Source organism: Streptomyces sp. SID4985, from assembly GCF_009863025.1.
Lineage (GTDB): Bacteria > Actinomycetota > Actinomycetes > Streptomycetales > Streptomycetaceae > Streptomyces.
Genome location: NZ_WWIR01000628.1, coordinates 1 through 17,316 on the forward strand (window position 1 = coordinate 1; position 17,316 = coordinate 17,316).

Sequence of the window (17,316 nt, forward strand, 5' to 3'; positions counted from 1 at the left end):
AGGGGCGCGGGGAACTGCGCGACCAGCCACGACGGACCGGCAGCCGAATCAGTACTGCTCGGTCTCCACGAAACCGGCGTCAGCATCGTCATCGGCACCGAACGCGTCGGCGGCAGCGGTCGGGTCGAATCCGGGCGGGCTGTCCTTGAGCGCGAGGCCCATACCCGCCAGCTTCGCCTTGACCTCGTCGATGGACTTCGCACCGAAGTTGCGGATGTCGAGGAGGTCCGCCTCGGAACGCGCGACGAGCTCACCCACGGAGTGGATGCCCTCGCGCTTGAGGCAGTTGTACGACCGAACGGTGAGCTCGAGCTCCTCGATCGGCAGCGCCAGGTCCGCGGCAAGGGCGGCGTCCGTGGGGGACGGGCCCATGTCGATGCCCTCGGCGTCGATGTTCAGCTCGCGGGCGAGACCGAACAGCTCGACCAGGGTCTTACCGGCGGACGCCATGGCGTCGCGCGGGCGCATGGCCTGCTTGGTCTCGACGTCGACGATCAGCTTGTCGAAGTCGGTCCGCTGCTCGACACGCGTGGCCTCGACCTTGTACGTGACCTTGAGAACCGGCGAGTAGATGGAGTCGACCGGGATACGGCCGATCTCCTGGCCCACCTGCTTGTTCTGCACGGCGGAGACGTAGCCGCGACCGCGCTCGACGGTCAGCTCCATCTCCAGCTTGCCCTTGCCGTTGAGCGTGGCGAGGACGAGGTCGGGGTTGTGCACCTCGACACCGGCCGGGGGCGCGATGTCGGCGGCGGTGACCAGACCCGGGCCCTGCTTGCGCAGGTACATCACGACCGGCTCGTCGTGCTCCGAGGAGACGACCAGCTGCTTGATGTTGAGGATCATGTCCGTGACGTCTTCCTTGACACCCGGCACGGTGGTGAACTCGTGCAGGACGCCGTCGACGCGGATGCTGGTGACAGCGGCGCCGGGGATGGACGACAGGAGGGTACGGCGGAGGGAGTTGCCGAGGGTGTAGCCGAAGCCCGGCTCCAGCGGCTCGATCACGAACCGGGAGCGGAACTCGTCGACGACCTCTTCGGTCAGCGAGGGACGCTGAGCGATCAGCATGTTGTGATCCTTCAGTCAGGGGCGCCCACTATTTGACGCCCGACTTGTACTGCAAGGGTACGGGCGGCACGGCCCTTTTACAGTGCCGTACCGCCCGGAACCAGAGCTCTGCAGAAGCAGCCGTGCGTCAGACGCGGCGGCGCTTCGGCGGGCGGCAGCCGTTGTGCGGGGTCGGGGTGACGTCCTGGATGGAGCCGACCTCGAGGCCCGTGGCCTGCAGGGAGCGGATCGCGGTCTCACGACCGGAACCCGGGCCCTTCACGAACACGTCGACCTTGCGCATGCCGTGCTCCTGGGCGCGGCGGGCAGCCGACTCGGCAGCCATCTGCGCGGCGAACGGCGTGGACTTCCGGGAGCCCTTGAAGCCGACGTGGCCGGCGGAGGCCCAGGAGATCACGTTGCCCGACGGGTCCGTGATGGAGACGATCGTGTTGTTGAACGTGCTCTTGATGTGCGCGTGGCCGTGAGCGACGTTCTTCTTTTCCTTGCGGCGCACCTTCTTGGCAGCGCCCTGACGACCCTTGGGGGGCATCTAAAACTCCTACGGGGAGGTGGTCGGTCCTACAGCGAAGACCGCTGATGAAGCGTTGTCCGCTGAGGACTACTTCTTGCCCGGCTTCTTCTTGCCGGCGATGGCGCGACGCGGGCCCTTGCGGGTGCGGGCGTTGGTGCTGGTGCGCTGACCGCGGACGGGCAGACCACGACGGTGACGGAGACCCTGGTAGCAACCGATCTCGACCTTGCGGCGGATGTCGGCCTGGATCTCGCGACGGAGGTCACCCTCGGTCTTGATGTTGGCGTCCACGTACTCGCGGATCGCGACGAGCTGCTCTTCGCTCAGGTCGCGGACGCGGGTGTTCGGGTCGACGCCGGTCGCAGCCAGCGTCTCCTGGGACAGGGTCCGGCCGATGCCGAACACGTAGGTGAGGGCGACCTCCACGCGCTTTTCGCGCGGGATGTCAACACCGGAAACGCGTGCCATTCAATGGCTCCTGGTGATCTTCGGAGGTCTTCCACAGAACCGGGCCCCGGCCGCCGTACTAGGTACGAACCGGGTCCTCGGCCTCCGAACCGAGGGTGTCGAGCTGGATGGCTCGGGCTCTGCGTATGAACATATTCAGCTATGCGTCGCGCGAATCTCTGCGGTGCAGAGGGATCGGTCGTGCGTCAGCCCTGGCGCTGCTTGTGGCGCGGGTTCTCGCAGATGACCATGACCCGGCCGTGACGGCGGATCACCCTGCACTTGTCGCAGATCTTCTTGACGCTCGGCTTGACCTTCATGGGTGAGGTTCTCCGGGTCAGTGCCATCATCCCGGCGGCTGCCGGGATGCGGGCAAGATCTACTTGTAGCGGTAGACGATCCGGCCACGCGTCAGGTCGTACGGAGACAGCTCCACCACGACCCGGTCGTCAGGGAGGATGCGGATGTAGTGCATACGCATCTTGCCGCTGATGTGTGCCAGAACCTGGTGGCCGTTCTGGAGCTCGACCCTGAACATGGCGTTCGGAAGAGACTCGACGACAGTGCCCTCGATCTCGATGGCACCTTGCTTCTTGGCCACGCTTCGCCCTTCGAATCGACTACCTTGATCGACTCTCTCACTTACCCCGAAGGGCGGGCTGCGAGCGCATGAGGACATGCGGGTGCACGAGAGCCGACGAGTCAGTCTACGTCAGCGCACCCGAAAAACACGAATCGCAGAAGTCTGCCCTGCCCAACAGATCATCATGCACCAGGGGGCCCACCACTATGTCTGCGAGGGCTCGCCGCTGTCACTGCGCGGGCTCGCCGCCGTCGCTGTGCCCCTACGCCAGCGGATCCGGCGCCGCGGTAACCCCGTACTCGGCAAGCTTCGCCTTACCCCCGTCAGGCGCCGTCAGCACCAGCGGCCCCTGCTCGGTGAGAGCGACCGAGTGCTCCCAGTGCGAGGACCAGGTCCCATCCGTGGTGATGACCGTCCAGTCGTCGGAGAGCACCTCGGTCCGCGGCGTCCCCAGAGAAACCATCGGCTCGATGGCGAGGCAGAACCCCGGCACCAGCTTCGGCCCCTTACCCCGCCGCCGCTCGACGTAGTTCAGCAGATGCGGGTCCATGTGCATCTCGGTCCCGATGCCGTGGCCGCCGTAGTCCTCGATGATCCCGTACCGCCCGCCACCCGGCTTCGGCTGCCGACGGATGTACGTCTCGATGGCACGGGAGATGTCCACCAGCCGGTTGCCCTGCTTCATCGCCGCGATGCCCGCCCACATCGACTCCTCGGTGACCCGGGACAGCTCGATCAGCTCGGGCGCGTGCCCGGAACCGACGAACGCGGTGTACGCCGCGTCGCCGTGCCAGCCGTCGACGATCGCGCCGCAGTCGATGGAGATGATGTCGCCGTCCTTGAGGACGACGTCGTCGGAGGGGATGCCGTGGACGACGACCTCGTTGGCCGAGGTGCAGATCGTCGCGGGGAAGCCGCCGTAGCCCAGGAAGTTCGACTTGGCGCCGTGCTCGTCGAGCACCTTGCGGGCGACCTGGTCCAGGTCGCGCGTGGTGGCGCCGGGCACCGCCGCCTCACGGGTGGCCGCGTGGATCGCGGCGACGACCAGCCCCGCCGCACGCATCTTGGCGATCTGCTCGGGGGTCTTGATCTGCACCATGGGGGCCTGCGCTCTCCGTCACTCATCGACTGGGGTTAGGGACACAACACTACGGCCGCGGCGCCCCTGAGGGACACCGCGGCCGGTAGGTACCGCTTGTTACTCGTTCTCGCTCTGCTCGCTCTTCAGGGCGGCCAGCGCGCGCTCGGTGATCTCGTCCACCGGACCGAGCGAGGAGATCGTCACGACCAGGCCCTGGGACCGGTAGTAGTCGATGATCGGCTCGGTCTGCGTGTGGTACACCTCGAGGCGCTTGCGAACCGTGTCCTCGGTGTCGTCGTCGCGCTGGTACAGCTCGCCGCCGCAGACGTCGCAGACGTTCTCCTGCTTCGACGGGCTGTACGTCACGTGGAAGACGTGCGAGGAGTCGTTGCGGCAGATGCGCCGGCCGGCGATCCGCTTGACGACCTCGTCCTCCGGGACCTCAAGGTCCAGCACCGCGTCGAGCTTGATGCCCTCGCCGCGCAGCAGCTCGTCCAGCGCCTCGGCCTGCGAGACGTTGCGCGGGAAGCCGTCGAGCAGGAAGCCGCCCTCGGCGTCCGGCTGCTCCATGCGGTCCTTGGCCATCGCGATCGTGACCTCGTCGGGTACGAGGTTTCCGGCGTCCATGAAGGACTTCGCGAGTTTGCCCAGCTCCGTCTGCCGACTGATGTTGGCGCGGAACAGGTCGCCCGTGGAGATGTGCGGGACGGACAGAGTCTCGGCGAGGCGGACGGCTTGCGTTCCCTTACCGGCACCGGGCGGCCCGACGAGGACGATACGCATCAGCGGAGGAACCCTTCGTAATTGCGCTGCTGGAGCTGGCTCTCGATCTGCTTCACGGTCTCCAGGCCGACACCCACGATGATGAGGATGCTGGTCCCGCCGAACGGGAAGTTCTGGCTTGCCCCGAAGCCGGCCAACGCCATCGTCGGCACAAGAGCGATCAGACCCAGATACAGCGAACCCGGCCAGGTGATCCGGTTGAGCACGTAGCTGAGGTACTCAGCGGTCGGTCGGCCAGCCCGGATGCCCGGGATGAAGCCACCATACTTCTTCATGTTGTCCGCGACTTCCTCGGGGTTGAACGAGATGGCCACGTAGAAGAACGCGAAGAACACGATCAACAGGAAGTACAGCGTGATGTAGACCGGGTGGGTGCCCTTGGTGAGGTTCGTCTCGACCCACTGCTTCCAACCCGAGTTCCCGCCCGCGAACTGCGCGACCAGGGCCGGGATGTAGAGCAGCGACGAGGCGAAGATGACCGGGATGACACCGGCCTGGTTCACCTTGAGCGGGATGTACGTCGAGGTGCCGCCGTAGGACCGGCGGCCGATCATGCGCTTCGCGTACTGCACCGGGATACGGCGCTGGGCCTGCTCCACGAAGACGACGAGCGCGACCATGACCAGGCCCACCAGGATGACGGTGCCGAACTCGATCCAGCCGTCGGCCAGGGTGCCCTGCTTCTTGATGGCCCACAGCGCGGACGGGAAGGTCGCGGCGATCGAGATGAACATCAGGATCGACATGCCGTTGCCGATACCGCGGTCGGTGATCAGCTCACCGAGCCACATGACGACACAGGTACCGGCGGTCATGCAGATCACCATGGTGATCGTGACGAAGATGGACGGGTCCGGGACGATGCTCCCGGCGGCGGTGCAGCCGCTGAACAGCGCGCCCGTGCGGGCGGTGGCGACCAGGCCGGTGCCCTGGAGGATGGCGAGCGCCACGGTCAGATAACGCGTGTACTGCGTGATCTTCGCCGTGCCGGACTGCCCCTCCTTCTTGAGGGCCTCCAGACGCGGAATCACCACGGTGAGCAGCTGAAGAATGATGCTCGCCGTGATGTACGGCATGATGCCGAGGGCGAAGATCGTGATCTGCAGCAGCGCGCCACCGCTGAACATGTTGACCAGTCCGAAGAGGCCCTGATTGCCGGACGCCTCGGTCACGCAGGTCTGGACGGCCTTGTAATTGACGCCGGGGATCGGGATGTGGGTACCGACCCGGTAGACCACGATGATGCCCAGCGTGAAGAGCAGCTTCTTGCGCAGGTCGGGCGTCCTGAACGCCCGGGCGAACGCGGTGAGCACGGTGCCTCCTGCGACCCCCGCGCAACTGCGTCAAGGGTGACGGTCTAGAGGTTCGACGAATACGAAAAAGAACAGTGCAGGCCACCTTACCGGCGACACTGCCCCCCTAGGAACGACCAACCGGGGATACCTCATTGTGAGGTATCCCCGGTCGGGATCGTCTATGTCATCGAGAGACCTGAGGGACTCAGACCAGCTCGGTGACCGTACCGCCGGCGGCGGTGATCTTCTCCTTGGCGGAGTCGGAGACGGCGTCCACCGTCACCTGCAGCGCCACGGAGATCTCGCCCTGGCCGAGGACCTTGACGAGGCTGTTCTTGCGAACGGCACCCTTGGCCACCAGACCCTCGACGGTGACTTCGCCACCCTCGGGGTAGAGCGAGGCCAGCTTGTCGAGGTTCACGACCTGGAACTCGGTCTTGAACGGGTTCTTGAAGCCCTTCAGCTTCGGGAGACGCATGTGGAGGGGCATCTGGCCACCCTCGAAGCGCTCCGGAACCTGGTAACGGGCCTTCGTACCCTTGGTACCACGACCGGCCGTCTTACCCTTCGACGCCTCACCACGACCCACACGGGTCTTGGCGGTCTTGGCGCCCGGGGCGGGACGGAGGTTGTGGATCTTGAGCGGGTTCTGCTCACCCATGATCAGTCGACCTCCTCGACCGTCACGAGGTGGCGGACGGTGTGCACCATGCCGCGGAACTCGGGGCGGTCCTCCTTGACGACCTGCGTGTTGATGCCCTTGAGACCAAGGGAACGCAGGGTGTCACGGTGGTTCTGCTTGCTGCCGATGTAGGACTTGACCTGCGTGATCTTGAGCTGCGCCATTACGCACCAGCCCCGGCACGCGCACGCAGCAGAGCCGCGGGAGCGACGTCCTCGAGGGGCAGGCCACGGCGGGCCGCGACCTCCTCGGGACGCTGCAGGCCCTTGAGGGCCGCCACGGTGGCGTGCACGATGTTGATCGCGTTGTCGGAGCCCAGGGACTTCGACAGGATGTCGTGGATACCGGCGCACTCGAGCACGGCACGCACCGGGCCACCGGCGATAACGCCGGTACCGGGGGACGCGGGCTTGAGCAGGACGACGCCGGCAGCCTTCTCACCCTGGATGGGGTGCGGGATGGTGCCCTGGATACGGGGGACCTTGAAGAAGTGCTTCTTGGCCTCCTCAACACCCTTGGCGATGGCGGCCGGCACCTCCTTGGCCTTGCCGTAACCGACACCCACGGTGCCGTCACCGTCGCCCACCACGACCAGCGCGGTGAAGCTGAAGCGACGACCACCCTTCACAACCTTGGCGACGCGGTTGATCGCGACAACGCGCTCAACGTACGCGGTCTTCTCGGCGGCAGCTGCGCCGCCGTCACGGCCCTTCCGGTCCCGCCGCTCGCCGCCACCGGCACCGCCACCGCGGCGCTGGGGTCCAGCCATTGGAATTACCTCTCTCTGTTTTCCGCTAGCTACGCAGTGACACAAGTCGCTGCGCGACGGGGACTCAGAACTTGAGTCCGGCTTCGCGGGCGGCGTCCGCCAGGGCGGCGATGCGCCCGGCGTACTGGTTGCCACCACGGTCGAATACGACAGCCTCGACACCGGCGGCCTTGGCGCGCTCGGCGACCAGGGCGCCGACGGACTTGGCCTGCGCGGACTTGTCGCTCTCGCCACCGCGGATCGAGGCGTCCAGGGTCGACGCCGACGCCAGGGTGTGACCCTTGATGTCGTCGATGACCTGGGCCACGATGTGGCGGTTCGAGCGCGTCACGACGAGACGCGGACGCTCAGCCGTACCCGAGATGTGCTTGCGGATCCGGATGTGGCGACGCTTGATCGCGGCGCGCTTGTAGGCGTCGCCCTTGAGGATCTTCTGTCCGTATGCCATGGCTTACTTACCCGCCTTTCCGACCTTGCGGCGGATGACTTCGCCCTCGTACTTGACGCCCTTGGCCTTGTACGGGTCGGGCTTGCGCAGCTTGCGGATGTTGGCCGCAACCTCGCCGACCTTCTGCTTGTCGATGCCCTCGACCGAGAACCGGGTGGGGTTCTCGACCTTGAAGGAGATGCCCTCGGGGGCCTCGACGACGATCGGGTGGCTGTAGCCGAGCGCGAACTCGAGGTTCGAACCCTTGGCGGTCACTCGGTAACCGACACCGCTGATCTCGAGCTTCTTCACGTAACCCTGGGTCACGCCGGTGATCATGTTCGCCACCAGCGTGCGGGACAGGCCGTGCAGGGCCTTGTTCTGACGCTCGTCGTTGGGGCGGGTGACGTTCAGAACGCCGTCCTCACCCTTGGCGATGTCGATCGGCGCCACGACGGTGTGGGTCAGTTCGCCCTTGGGGCCCTTGACCTTGACCGTACGGCCGTCGATGGTGACGTCCACGCCGGCGGGAACCGTGATGGGGAGCTTGCCAATACGCGACATAGCTGTTTCCTCCGTTCCCTTCCGTTACCAGACGTAGGCGAGAACTTCTCCGCCTACGCCCTTCTTGCCGGCCTGCTTGTCGGTGAGGAGCCCGTGAGACGTGGAGATGATCGCCACGCCGAGGCCACCCAGCACCTTGGGCAGGTTGGTGGACTTCGCGTAGACCCGGAGACCGGGCTTCGAGATCCGCTTGATGCCCGCGATGGAGCGCTCACGGTTCGGACCGAACTTCAGCTCGAGGACGAGGTTCTTGCCAACCTCGGCGTCCTCGGTCTTCCAGCCGGTGATGAAGCCCTCCTGCTGGAGGATCTCCGCGATGTGAGACTTGATCTTCGACGCCGGCATCGTCACGGAGTCGTGGTATGCCGAGTTCGCGTTACGCAGACGCGTAAGCATGTCTGCGATCGGATCAGTCATGGTCATGAATTGGCCTTCGGCCTCTCTCGCCGGGGTTTCCTGGTGCGCCATCCCTCTCCCCGATCCGAGACGGGGCGGGTGCGGCGCGGTGGACCTACGGCGTAGTAAGTCGTACGGGCGACAGACGCCCAACCCCGCTAGCCTACGGCATGCGGGGAAGGGCCTCTGTCGACCCAGATGCTTACCGAGAGCTTCAGGAATCCCGAATTAGGGGATTACCAGGAGCTCTTGGTCACGCCCGGCAGCTCGCCACGGTGAGCCATCTCACGAAGGCACACGCGGCAGAGGCCGAACTTGCGGTACACGGAGTGCGGACGGCCGCAGCGCTGGCAGCGCGTGTAGCCACGCACACCGAACTTGGGCTTGCGAGCAGCCTTGGCAATAAGAGCCTTCTTCGCCATCTCGCTCACGCCTCCTTGAACGGGAAGCCGAGGTGACGAAGGAGCGCGCGGCCCTCAGCGTCGTTGGTCGCCGTGGTGACCACGGTGATGTCCATACCCCGGGTACGGTCGATCTTGTCCTGGTCGATCTCGTGGAACATGACCTGCTCCGTGAGACCGAAGGTGTAGTTGCCACGGCCGTCGAACTGCTTGGGGGACAGACCACGGAAGTCGCGGATGCGCGGGAGCGCGAGCGACAGGGTGCGGTCCAGGAACTCCCACATGCGGTCGCCACGGAGCGTGACGTGGGCACCGATCGGCTGACCCTCGCGCAGCTTGAACTGCGCGATGGACTTGCGGGCCTTGGTGATGGCCGGCTTCTGACCGGTGATGGTGGTCAGGTCACGGACGGCACCGTCCATGAGCTTCGAGTCACGGGCGGCGTCGCCGACACCCATGTTGACCACGATCTTGACGAGACCGGGGATCTGCATGACGTTCTCGTACTTGAACTCGTCACGCAGCTTGCCCGCGATCTCCTCGCGGTACTTCTGCTTCAGACGCGGAGTGGTGGTAGTCATCAGATGTCCTCACCCGTCCGCTTGGCAACGCGGATCTTGTTGCCCTCGTCGTCGAAGCGGTAACCGACGCGCGTGACGACCTTGTTGCCGTCCTTCTCCACGACCAGCTGAACGTTGGACACGTGGATGGGGGCCTCGGTGGTCACGATGCCGCCGGCCTGGGAGCCGCTGGCGGTCGGGCCGGCCTTGGTGTGCTTCTTGACCCGGTTGACACCCTCGACCAGGACGCGCTCGTCGCGCGGGTAAGCGGCAATGACCTTGCCCTGCTTGCCCTTGTCCTTACCGGTGATGACCTGGACCAGGTCGCCCTTCTTGATCTTCATGCTTACAGCACCTCCGGCGCGAGCGAGATGATCTTCATGAACTTCTTCTCGCGCAGCTCACGGCCGACAGGGCCGAAGATACGGGTGCCGCGAGGGTCGCCGTCGTTCTTCAGAATGACGGCGGCGTTCTCGTCGAAGCGGATGTACGAGCCGTCGGGACGGCGGCGCTCCTTGACGGTGCGAACGATGACCGCCTTGACGACGTCACCCTTCTTCACGTTGCCGCCGGGGATCGCGTCCTTGACGGTGGCGACGATGACGTCACCGATGCCCGCGTAGCGGCGACCGGAGCCACCGAGCACACGGATGCAAAGGATTTCCTTCGCACCAGTGTTGTCGGCGACACGCAGTCGCGACTCCTGCTGGATCACGTCTATCTCCTGTTTGTCTGCCGGTTCCCGGCCGGGGTCCGGTGAAGGACCCCGACCGAGCCTGGCGGAACGACCTGCGGATTTACCCCGCAGGAATACCTTGCTTCAGCAACTCCCTCGCGGGAATTACTTGGCCTTCTCGAGGATCTCGACGACGCGCCAGCGCTTCGTCGCGGACAGCGGCCGGGTCTCCATGAGGAGGACACGGTCGCCGACACCCGCGGCGTTCTGCTCGTCGTGCGCCTTGAGCTTGTTCGTACGGCGGATGACCTTGCCGTACAGCGCGTGCTTCACGCGGTCCTCGACGGCGACGACGACGGTCTTGTCCATCTTGTCGCTGACGACGAGACCCTCACGGGTCTTGCGGAAGCCGCGGGCCTCTGCGTTCTCAGTCACGTTCTTCTCGCTCATCAGGCGTTCTCCACCGTTTCGATGCCCAGCTCACGCTCGCGCATCAGGGTGTAGATCCGCGCGATGTCCTTGCGGACCGCCTTCAGACGGCCGTGGTTCTCGAGCTGACCAGTCGCCGCCTGGAAGCGGAGGTTGAACAGCTCTTCCTTGGCCTCGCGGAGCTTCGCAAGAAGCTCCTCGTTGCCCAGCTCGCGCAGCTCGGACGCCTTGGTACCGGCCGACATCACGCTTCACCTGCCTCGCGCTTGACGATCCGGCACTTCATCGGCAGCTTGTGGGCCGCACGAGTGAGGGCCTCACGCGCAATCTTCTCGTTGGGGTAGGACAGCTCGAACATGACCCGGCCCGGGTGCACGTTCGCGATCCACCACTCCGGAGAACCCTTACCGGAACCCATGCGGGTCTCGGCAGGCTTCTTCGTGAGCGGGCGGTCCGGGTAGATGTTGATCCAGACCTTGCCGCCACGCTTGATGTGGCGGGTCATCGCGATACGGGCCGCCTCGATCTGGCGGTTGGTCACGTACGCCGGCGTGAGGGCCTGAATGCCGTACTCGCCGAACGCGACCTGCGTACCGCCCTTGGCCTGACCACGGCGCTTCGGGTGGTGCTGCTTGCGGTGCTTGACCCTACGGGGGATCAGCATGTCGGTCAGGCCTCCGTTCCGGTGCTCTCAGCCGGAGCGGCGGCGGCGGGAGCCTCGGCCTTGGGGGCCTCGGCGCCGGCAGCCTGCTGCGGCTTACGACCGCGACCGCCACGCTCGCCACCGCGGCCACCACGGGCCGGGCGGTCGGCGCCGCCACGGGCCGGGCGGTTACCCGCACGGGCCGCAGCGTTCTCGGCGCGGACCTCGGCGATGTTCTTGACGTCGCCCTTGTAGATCCAGACCTTCACGCCGATGCGGCCGAAGGTCGTCTTGGCCTCGAAGAAGCCGTAGTCCACGTTCGCGCGGAGCGTGTGCAGGGGCACACGGCCCTCGCGGTAGAACTCCGAGCGGGACATCTCGGCGCCACCGAGGCGGCCACCGCACTGGATCTTGATGCCCTTGGCGCCGGCCTTCATGGCGGACTGCATGCTCTTACGCATGGCCCGACGGAAGGAGACGCGGGAGGAGAGCTGCTCGGCGACGGCCTGGGCAACCAGCTGAGCGTCGGTCTCGGGGTTCTTGACCTCGAGGATGTTCAGCTGGACCTGCTTGCCCGTGAGCTTCTCGAGGTCACCGCGGATGCGGTCGGCCTCGGCGCCACGGCGGCCGATGACGATGCCCGGACGAGCGGTGTGGATGTCCACACGCACGCGGTCACGGGTGCGCTCGATCTCAACCTTCGAGATGCCGGCGCGCTCCATGCCGGACGTCATCATCCGACGGATGGCGACGTCTTCCTTGACGTAGTCCTTGTACAGCTTGTCGGCGTACCAACGCGACTTGAAGTCGGTCGTGACACCGAGCCGGAACCCATGCGGGTTAACCTTCTGGCCCATTACCGGGTTCCTTCCTTGCTGCTGACGACCACGGTGATGTGGCTGGTCCGCTTGCGGATCCGGTAGGCACGGCCCTGGGCACGCGGCCGGAACCGCTTCAGGGTCGGGCCCTCGTCGACGTACGCCTCGGAGATGTAGAGGCTGTCGGCGTCGGTGTGGTCGTAGTTGTGCGCGGCGTTGGCGATGGCGCTGTCGAGCACCTTGCCGACCGGCACGGAGGCTGCCTGCGGAGCGAATCGCAGAACAGCCTGAGCCTCCGTGGCATCCATGCCACGGATAAGGTCCACCACGCGGCGGGCCTTCATGGGCGTAACGCGGATGTACCGCGCCTGGGCCCTGGCTTCCATGGTTGTCCCTCTCAGTTACTTACGTGTCTGAATGCGATCCGCTACTAGCGGCGCTTCGACTTCCGGTCGTCCTTGACGTGGCCCCGGAAGGTGCGGGTCGGCGAGAACTCGCCGAGCTTGTGGCCGACCATCGACTCGGTGACGAACACCGGGATGTGGGTCTTGCCGTTGTGCACCGCGAGGGTGTGTCCGAGCATCGCCGGGATGATCATCGAGCGGCGGGACCAGGTCTTGATGACGTTCTTGGTGCCGGCTTCGTTCTGGGCGTCCACCTTCTTGATCAGGTGGTCGTCGACGAAGGGCCCCTTCTTCAGGCTACGAGGCATCTCAACCCGTCCTTAGCGCTTCTTGTTCGTCTTGCGGCGGCGGACGATGTACTTGTTCGACGCCTTCTTGGGCGAACGAGTACGGCCTTCCTTCTTGCCCCACGGGGACACAGGGTGGCGACCACCGGAGGTCCGGCCCTCACCACCACCGTGCGGGTGGTCAACCGGGTTCATGACCACACCACGGACGGTCGGGCGAACGCCCAGCCACCGCTTACGGCCGGCCTTACCCCAGTTGATGTTGCTCTGCTCGGCGTTGCCGACCTCGCCGACGGTGGCGCGGCAGCGCACGTCGACCAGGCGGATCTCACCGGAGGGCATGCGGAGGTGGGCCATGGAGCCCTCCTTCGCCAGCAGCTGCACGGAGGCACCAGCGGAACGGGCGAACTTGGCACCGCCACCGGGACGGAGCTCGATCGCGTGGATCGTGGTACCGACCGGGATGTTGCGGATGGCCAGGTTGTTGCCCGGCTTGATGTCGGCCCCGGGACCGTTCTCGACGCGGTCACCCTGCTGCAGGTTGCGCGGGGCGAGGATGTAGCGCTTCTCGCCGTCGGCGTAGTGCAGCAGCGCGATGCGCGCGGTGCGGTTGGGGTCGTACTCGATGTGCGCGACCTTCGCCGGCACGCCGTCCTTGTCGTGACGACGGAAGTCGATCACTCGGTAGGCGCGCTTGTGTCCGCCACCCTGGTGGCGAACGGTCACACGACCGGCGTTGTTACGGCCGCCCTTGCTGTGCAGCGGGCGGACCAGCGACTTCTCCGGCGTGGACCGCGTGACCTCGACGAAGTCGGCGACGCTGGCGCCACGACGGCCCGGCGTAGTCGGCTTGTACTTGCGGATTCCCATTTCTCAGTCCTCGTCCGATATCGGACGATCCAGACCGCCCTTAGGCGGTCGGACCGCCGAAGATGTCGATACGGTCGCCCTCGGCGAGGGTCACGATCGCGCGCTTGGTGGCGGCACGCTGACCGAAGCCGGTCTTCGTGCGCTTGCGCTTGCCCTGGCGGTTGATCGTGTTGACCCCGGTGACCTTGACGTCGAAGACCGCCTGGACGGCCTGCTTGATCTGGGTCTTGTTGGCGTTCGGGTCGACGATGAACGTGTACTTGTTCTCGTCGATGAGCGAGTAGCTCTTCTCCGAGACGACCGGCTTCAGCAGGACGTCACGGGGGTCCGTGTACGACTTGCTCAGCGGGGTCTCGACCGTGTTCTTGCCCTCGGTGGCGTGGCGCTTCGCCTTGGCGACGCGCGCGGCCTTGGCGGCCTTGGCGGCCTTCGAGGCGATGCTCGGGTGACGCGTAGCCATCAGGCTTCGCTCCCTTCGGTGTCAGCGGCCTTGGGGCCAGACACGAAGGACTCGAACGCGGCCTGGGTGAAGACCACGTCGTCCGAGACGAGAACGTCGTACGTGTTCAGCTGGCCCGGCTCCAGGATGTGGACCTGGGGCAGGTTGCGCGCGGAAAGCAGCGCGGCCTCGTCGGAGCGCTCGATGACCAGGAGCACGTTCTTGCGCTCGCTGATCTTGCCGAGGAAGCTCTTCGCGGCCTTGGTGGAGGGGGTCGCACCCTCGACCACGCCGGTGACGACGTGGATGCGAGCGTTGCGGGCCCGGTCGGTGAGGGCGTGGCGCAGGGCCGCGGCCTTCATCTTCTTCGGGGTCCGCTGCGAGTAGTCACGCGGCGTGGGGCCGTGGACGACGCCACCGCCGGCGAACTGCGGCGCACGGGTCGAACCCTGGCGCGCGCGGCCGGTGCCCTTCTGGCGGTAAGGCTTCCTACCGCCACCACGGACCTCGCCACGGCTCTTGACCTTGTGCGTGCCCTGACGGGCCGCGGCCAGCTGCGCGACGACGACCTGGTGAAGCAGCGGAATGCTGATCTTCTCGACGTCGAAGATCTCGGCCGGGAGCTCGACGGTCCCGGCGTTGTCGCCGGAGGGCGACAGGATGTCAATGGTGCTCATAGTCCTCAGGCCCCCTTGGCCGCGGTGCGGACCAGGACGAGGCCGCCGTTCGGACCAGGAACCGCGCCCTTGATGAGGAGCAGGCCCTTCTCCGCGTCAACGGCGTGAACGGTCAGGTTCTGGGTGGTGACCCGCTCGTTGCCCATGCGACCCGCCATGCGCATGCCCTTGAAGACACGGCCGGGGGTGGCACAGCCACCGATGGAACCGGGCATGCGGTGCACACGGTGGGCACCGTGGGACGCCTTGCCACCCTTGAAGTTGTGGCGCTTCATGACACCGGCGAAGCCCTTGCCCTTGCTCTTCGCGGTGACGTCGACCTTGACGCCCGACTCGAAGACCTCGGCAGTGATCTCCTGACCCAGCGTGTACTCGCTGGCGTCGGAGGTACGGATCTCCACCAGGTGGCGGCGCGGAGTTACGTCGGCCTTGGCGAAGTGGCCCTTGAGGGGCTTGTTCACCTTGCGCGGGTCGATCTCGCCGAAGGCGATCTGGACCGACTCGTAGCCGTCGACGTCGTTCGTGCGGACCTGGGTCACAACGTTCGGACCGGCCTTGACGACGGTGACCGGAACAACACGGTTGTTCTCGTCCCACACCTGCGTCATGCCGAGCTTCTCGCCCAGGATGCCCTTGATCTGCTTAGCCATTCTCAGATCACCGATCCCTAGAGCTTGATCTCGATGTCGACACCGGCCGGAAGGTCGAGTCGCATCAGAGAGTCAACGGTCTTGGGGGTCGGGTCGAGAATGTCGATCAGGCGCTTGTGCGTGCGCATCTCGAAGTGCTCGCGCGAGTCCTTGTACTTGTGCGGCGACTTGATGACGCAGTACACGTTCTTCTCAGTGGGCAGCGGCACCGGGCCCGCGACCGACGCACCAGTGCGCGTCACCGTCTCGACGATCTTCTTCGCCGAGGAGTCGATGACCTCGTGGTCGTAGGCCTTGAGCCGGATGCGGATCTTCTGTCCCGCCATGGCTACTCAGTAGTCCTGTCTCTCAACGCTCTGGAACCCGGTGGTTTCCGATTGCCTTCTCTCCGACCCACGCGGTCGGGCGTGTCGCGCTCCCGCTGACAGAAATGCCCCTATACGGAACATCCCTTCGGGAATGCACACGGCCCGTCCGGAACCGCAGACCGGGGGCGGAAGGCCCACCGAGCGCCTGGCCGGTGCCGCACCCACACTTCCCGGAAGATTCCCGTACGTCCAACCCACAAGGGGTTGACGAGTACTGTGGGACTCGCTTCCGGTCCTCCCGGCGGGAGGCGCGCAGCATCAACACTCGACCGAGCAACTCGGACAGTCTGCCACATGGCCCCCGCCCCTGGCCAATCGAGCGCAAGAGATTACCCCGAGAGTGACGCAGGTCAAACACGGGTGATCCGCCGCGTCGTCCATATGTTGTGATGTGCACATCATTGACGGACGGATCCACGGGAGCGGAACAGGGATGGCGAGCTTCTGCAGGGCCGAGTTCGAGGCACTGGCCCGGCTCGTCGGAGACCTCGGCGAGTGCGCCGAGAACATGCGGTCCGCGATGCGGCAACTGGAGGACATCGGGCCGCGAGGAGCGGGTTCCACCGAGTTGGAGGACGCCTGTGACGACTTCCAGGACAAGTGGGGTCACGGCATCAAGCTGATCGCCGAGGCCACGGGCGGCGTCGCGGAGAAGGTCGCGCAGTCGGGGCGCCTCTTCCAGCACCTGGAGGACGAGGTCGCAGCCAAGGTCCGGTCCGTGAAGGTCGGGGCACGGTGACGGCGCCCCTGCCCGAGGAGACCGCCCCGCCCGCGTTCCGCTTCGAGGTCGGGCCCGAGTTCCACGAGATGCCCCTCGGCCTCGGGGACGACGAGGAGACGCACGGCGATCGCCTGCGGGAGTTCGCCCACGACTACTGGGGCGGGCAGGAGGATCTGGAGCCCCTGCGCCTGCTCACCCGGGCAGTCCAGGCGGCCGGCGCGCAGACCCTCGTCGAGGGCGGTGCCGTCTACCAGGCGATCGGGGTCTTCCCCATCGGTGGCAGCACGGACGGCACCGAGCCGCCCGAGCGGATCAGCCGTGCCACGCTCACCGTCAGCGTGCGGGAGCTGGAGAACCCCGACCCCCATCTCACCGCGGCGGGCATCTCCGAGGTCCTGGCGCAGGACGACGGGGAGAGCGAGGTCCAGCTGATCACGCTGCCGGCCGGTCCCGGGATCGTCCGCGTCGCCGGGTCGCGCTCGGTGTGGGAGCTGCCCGACGAGGAGGAGCTGGAGCAGTTCCACGTCCGGATCGAGGTCTGGCTGCCCTTCCCCTCGGAGGACCGGCTGCTGCTCCTCTGCCTGAGCACCGCCGACGTGCGGGACCTCTTCCACTACCAGGCGGTCCTCGCGGACATCGCCGACACCGTCGCCTTCGGCGAGACCGTCGGCGCCGGGGACGCCGAACCCGCGGACCACAGCGCGCCGCTCTCCCCCTTCACCGCCTACTGACGCCCCCGAGAACGGCACCGGAGATCACCC

31 protein-coding genes are annotated in these 17,316 nt (G+C 66.2%); 2 read left to right on the forward strand and 29 right to left on the reverse strand.

What is annotated here, in order from left to right; all coding sequences use genetic code 11:
• Positions 1-48 precede the first annotated feature (48 nt).
• From GTW40_RS26760 to rpsJ, 29 genes are all read right to left on the reverse strand, one after another.
• On the reverse strand, positions 49-1,071 hold the full coding sequence (locus GTW40_RS26760) for a DNA-directed RNA polymerase subunit alpha (RefSeq protein WP_161182732.1): 1,023 nt from the start codon (positions 1,069-1,071) through the stop codon (positions 49-51).
• A 127-nt stretch (positions 1,072-1,198) separates the two neighbouring features.
• Complete coding sequence (gene rpsK / locus GTW40_RS26765; protein WP_003956432.1) at positions 1,199-1,603, reverse strand: 30S ribosomal protein S11; 405 nt, start codon at positions 1,601-1,603, stop codon at positions 1,199-1,201.
• A 69-nt stretch (positions 1,604-1,672) separates the two neighbouring features.
• On the reverse strand, positions 1,673-2,053 hold the full coding sequence (gene rpsM / locus GTW40_RS26770; protein WP_020132619.1) for a 30S ribosomal protein S13: 381 nt from the start codon (positions 2,051-2,053) through the stop codon (positions 1,673-1,675).
• Positions 2,054-2,238: 185 nt separating this feature from the next.
• Positions 2,239-2,352: a 50S ribosomal protein L36 gene (gene rpmJ, locus GTW40_RS26775; RefSeq protein WP_003998809.1), complete on the reverse strand. Its 114-nt coding sequence runs from the start codon at positions 2,350-2,352 to the stop codon at positions 2,239-2,241.
• 59 nt (positions 2,353-2,411) lie between these two features.
• On the reverse strand, positions 2,412-2,633 hold the full coding sequence (gene infA / locus GTW40_RS26780; protein WP_004927214.1) for a translation initiation factor IF-1: 222 nt from the start codon (positions 2,631-2,633) through the stop codon (positions 2,412-2,414).
• Positions 2,634-2,877: 244 nt separating this feature from the next.
• Positions 2,878-3,714, reverse strand: a complete 837-nt coding sequence (gene map / locus GTW40_RS26785) for a type I methionyl aminopeptidase (RefSeq protein WP_161182733.1) — start codon at positions 3,712-3,714, stop codon at positions 2,878-2,880.
• Between the two features lie 99 nt (positions 3,715-3,813).
• Positions 3,814-4,479, reverse strand: a complete 666-nt coding sequence (locus GTW40_RS26790) for an adenylate kinase (protein WP_161182734.1) — start codon at positions 4,477-4,479, stop codon at positions 3,814-3,816.
• The gene (gene secY / locus GTW40_RS26795; RefSeq protein WP_161182735.1) at positions 4,479-5,792 is read right to left on the reverse strand and encodes a preprotein translocase subunit SecY; all 1,314 of its coding nucleotides are present in this window, start codon (positions 5,790-5,792) and stop codon (positions 4,479-4,481) included. The genes GTW40_RS26790 and secY overlap by 1 nt, the downstream gene beginning before the upstream one ends.
• Positions 5,793-5,979: 187 nt before the next feature.
• A complete protein-coding gene (gene rplO / locus GTW40_RS26800; RefSeq protein ID WP_161182736.1) occupies positions 5,980-6,435 on the reverse strand; it encodes a 50S ribosomal protein L15 in 456 nt (151 codons plus the stop codon).
• Positions 6,436-6,437: 2 nt separating this feature from the next.
• Positions 6,438-6,620, reverse strand: coding sequence for a 50S ribosomal protein L30 (rpmD, locus tag GTW40_RS26805; RefSeq protein ID WP_003974250.1), 183 nt, complete (start codon positions 6,618-6,620; stop codon positions 6,438-6,440).
• Positions 6,620-7,225 carry a 30S ribosomal protein S5 gene (gene rpsE, locus GTW40_RS26810; RefSeq protein WP_007494753.1) on the reverse strand — a complete coding sequence of 202 codons (606 nt, stop codon included), beginning with the start codon at positions 7,223-7,225 and terminating at the stop codon, positions 6,620-6,622. The genes rpmD and rpsE overlap by 1 nt, the downstream gene beginning before the upstream one ends.
• A 64-nt stretch (positions 7,226-7,289) precedes the next feature.
• Entirely contained in the window at positions 7,290-7,673 is a 384-nt protein-coding gene (gene rplR, locus GTW40_RS26815) for a 50S ribosomal protein L18 (RefSeq protein ID WP_018543917.1), read from the reverse strand.
• A 3-nt stretch (positions 7,674-7,676) separates the two neighbouring features.
• Positions 7,677-8,216, reverse strand: a complete 540-nt coding sequence (rplF, locus tag GTW40_RS26820) for a 50S ribosomal protein L6 (RefSeq protein ID WP_161182737.1) — start codon at positions 8,214-8,216, stop codon at positions 7,677-7,679.
• A 24-nt stretch (positions 8,217-8,240) separates the two neighbouring features.
• Entirely contained in the window at positions 8,241-8,639 is a 399-nt protein-coding gene (rpsH, locus tag GTW40_RS26825) for a 30S ribosomal protein S8 (protein WP_026248232.1), read from the reverse strand.
• A gap of 209 nt (positions 8,640-8,848) precedes the next feature.
• On the reverse strand, positions 8,849-9,034 hold the full coding sequence (locus GTW40_RS26830; RefSeq protein WP_003948630.1) for a type Z 30S ribosomal protein S14: 186 nt from the start codon (positions 9,032-9,034) through the stop codon (positions 8,849-8,851).
• Between the two features lie 5 nt (positions 9,035-9,039).
• Positions 9,040-9,597, reverse strand: a complete 558-nt coding sequence (gene rplE, locus GTW40_RS26835) for a 50S ribosomal protein L5 (RefSeq protein WP_161182766.1) — start codon at positions 9,595-9,597, stop codon at positions 9,040-9,042.
• Positions 9,594-9,917, reverse strand: coding sequence for a 50S ribosomal protein L24 (gene rplX / locus GTW40_RS26840; protein WP_018543913.1), 324 nt, complete (start codon positions 9,915-9,917; stop codon positions 9,594-9,596). Before rplX ends, rplE begins: the two co-directional genes overlap by 4 nt.
• A gap of 2 nt (positions 9,918-9,919) precedes the next feature.
• Positions 9,920-10,288 (reverse strand): 50S ribosomal protein L14, encoded by a 369-nt coding sequence (gene rplN / locus GTW40_RS26845; protein ID WP_003998823.1) that lies wholly within the window; start codon positions 10,286-10,288, stop codon positions 9,920-9,922.
• Between the two features lie 126 nt (positions 10,289-10,414).
• Positions 10,415-10,699, reverse strand: a complete 285-nt coding sequence (gene rpsQ, locus GTW40_RS26850) for a 30S ribosomal protein S17 (RefSeq protein WP_018543912.1) — start codon at positions 10,697-10,699, stop codon at positions 10,415-10,417.
• Complete coding sequence (gene rpmC, locus GTW40_RS26855) at positions 10,699-10,923, reverse strand: 50S ribosomal protein L29 (RefSeq protein ID WP_007494763.1); 225 nt, start codon at positions 10,921-10,923, stop codon at positions 10,699-10,701. The genes rpsQ and rpmC overlap by 1 nt, the downstream gene beginning before the upstream one ends.
• Entirely contained in the window at positions 10,923-11,342 is a 420-nt protein-coding gene (gene rplP, locus GTW40_RS26860; protein WP_161182738.1) for a 50S ribosomal protein L16, read from the reverse strand. Before rplP ends, rpmC begins: the two co-directional genes overlap by 1 nt.
• A 5-nt stretch (positions 11,343-11,347) precedes the next feature.
• On the reverse strand, positions 11,348-12,178 hold the full coding sequence (rpsC, locus tag GTW40_RS26865; protein WP_030317320.1) for a 30S ribosomal protein S3: 831 nt from the start codon (positions 12,176-12,178) through the stop codon (positions 11,348-11,350).
• Positions 12,178-12,525 carry a 50S ribosomal protein L22 gene (gene rplV / locus GTW40_RS26870; protein ID WP_019329637.1) on the reverse strand — a complete coding sequence of 116 codons (348 nt, stop codon included), beginning with the start codon at positions 12,523-12,525 and terminating at the stop codon, positions 12,178-12,180. Before rplV ends, rpsC begins: the two co-directional genes overlap by 1 nt.
• A gap of 44 nt (positions 12,526-12,569) precedes the next feature.
• Positions 12,570-12,851 carry a 30S ribosomal protein S19 gene (gene rpsS / locus GTW40_RS26875; RefSeq protein ID WP_018543910.1) on the reverse strand — a complete coding sequence of 94 codons (282 nt, stop codon included), beginning with the start codon at positions 12,849-12,851 and terminating at the stop codon, positions 12,570-12,572.
• Positions 12,852-12,863: 12 nt separating this feature from the next.
• Complete coding sequence (rplB, locus tag GTW40_RS26880; protein ID WP_161182739.1) at positions 12,864-13,700, reverse strand: 50S ribosomal protein L2; 837 nt, start codon at positions 13,698-13,700, stop codon at positions 12,864-12,866.
• Positions 13,701-13,740: 40 nt separating this feature from the next.
• Entirely contained in the window at positions 13,741-14,160 is a 420-nt protein-coding gene (gene rplW / locus GTW40_RS26885) for a 50S ribosomal protein L23 (RefSeq protein WP_161182740.1), read from the reverse strand.
• A complete protein-coding gene (rplD, locus tag GTW40_RS26890; protein WP_018543907.1) occupies positions 14,160-14,816 on the reverse strand; it encodes a 50S ribosomal protein L4 in 657 nt (218 codons plus the stop codon). The genes rplW and rplD overlap by 1 nt, the downstream gene beginning before the upstream one ends.
• Before the next feature lie 5 nt (positions 14,817-14,821).
• Positions 14,822-15,466: a 50S ribosomal protein L3 gene (gene rplC, locus GTW40_RS26895; RefSeq protein WP_161182741.1), complete on the reverse strand. Its 645-nt coding sequence runs from the start codon at positions 15,464-15,466 to the stop codon at positions 14,822-14,824.
• A gap of 17 nt (positions 15,467-15,483) precedes the next feature.
• Positions 15,484-15,792, reverse strand: a complete 309-nt coding sequence (gene rpsJ, locus GTW40_RS26900) for a 30S ribosomal protein S10 (protein WP_003948644.1) — start codon at positions 15,790-15,792, stop codon at positions 15,484-15,486.
• A 475-nt stretch (positions 15,793-16,267) separates the two neighbouring features.
• On the opposite strand from rpsJ, the gene GTW40_RS26905 reads away from it, so the two are divergent.
• Together GTW40_RS26905 and GTW40_RS26910 are read left to right on the forward strand one after the other, a co-directional pair.
• Positions 16,268-16,573 (forward strand): hypothetical protein, encoded by a 306-nt coding sequence (locus GTW40_RS26905; protein WP_161182742.1) that lies wholly within the window; start codon positions 16,268-16,270, stop codon positions 16,571-16,573.
• Positions 16,570-17,286: a hypothetical protein gene (locus tag GTW40_RS26910; protein ID WP_202486472.1), complete on the forward strand. Its 717-nt coding sequence runs from the start codon at positions 16,570-16,572 to the stop codon at positions 17,284-17,286. Before GTW40_RS26905 ends, GTW40_RS26910 begins: the two co-directional genes overlap by 4 nt.
• Positions 17,287-17,316: the final 30 nt, after the last annotated feature.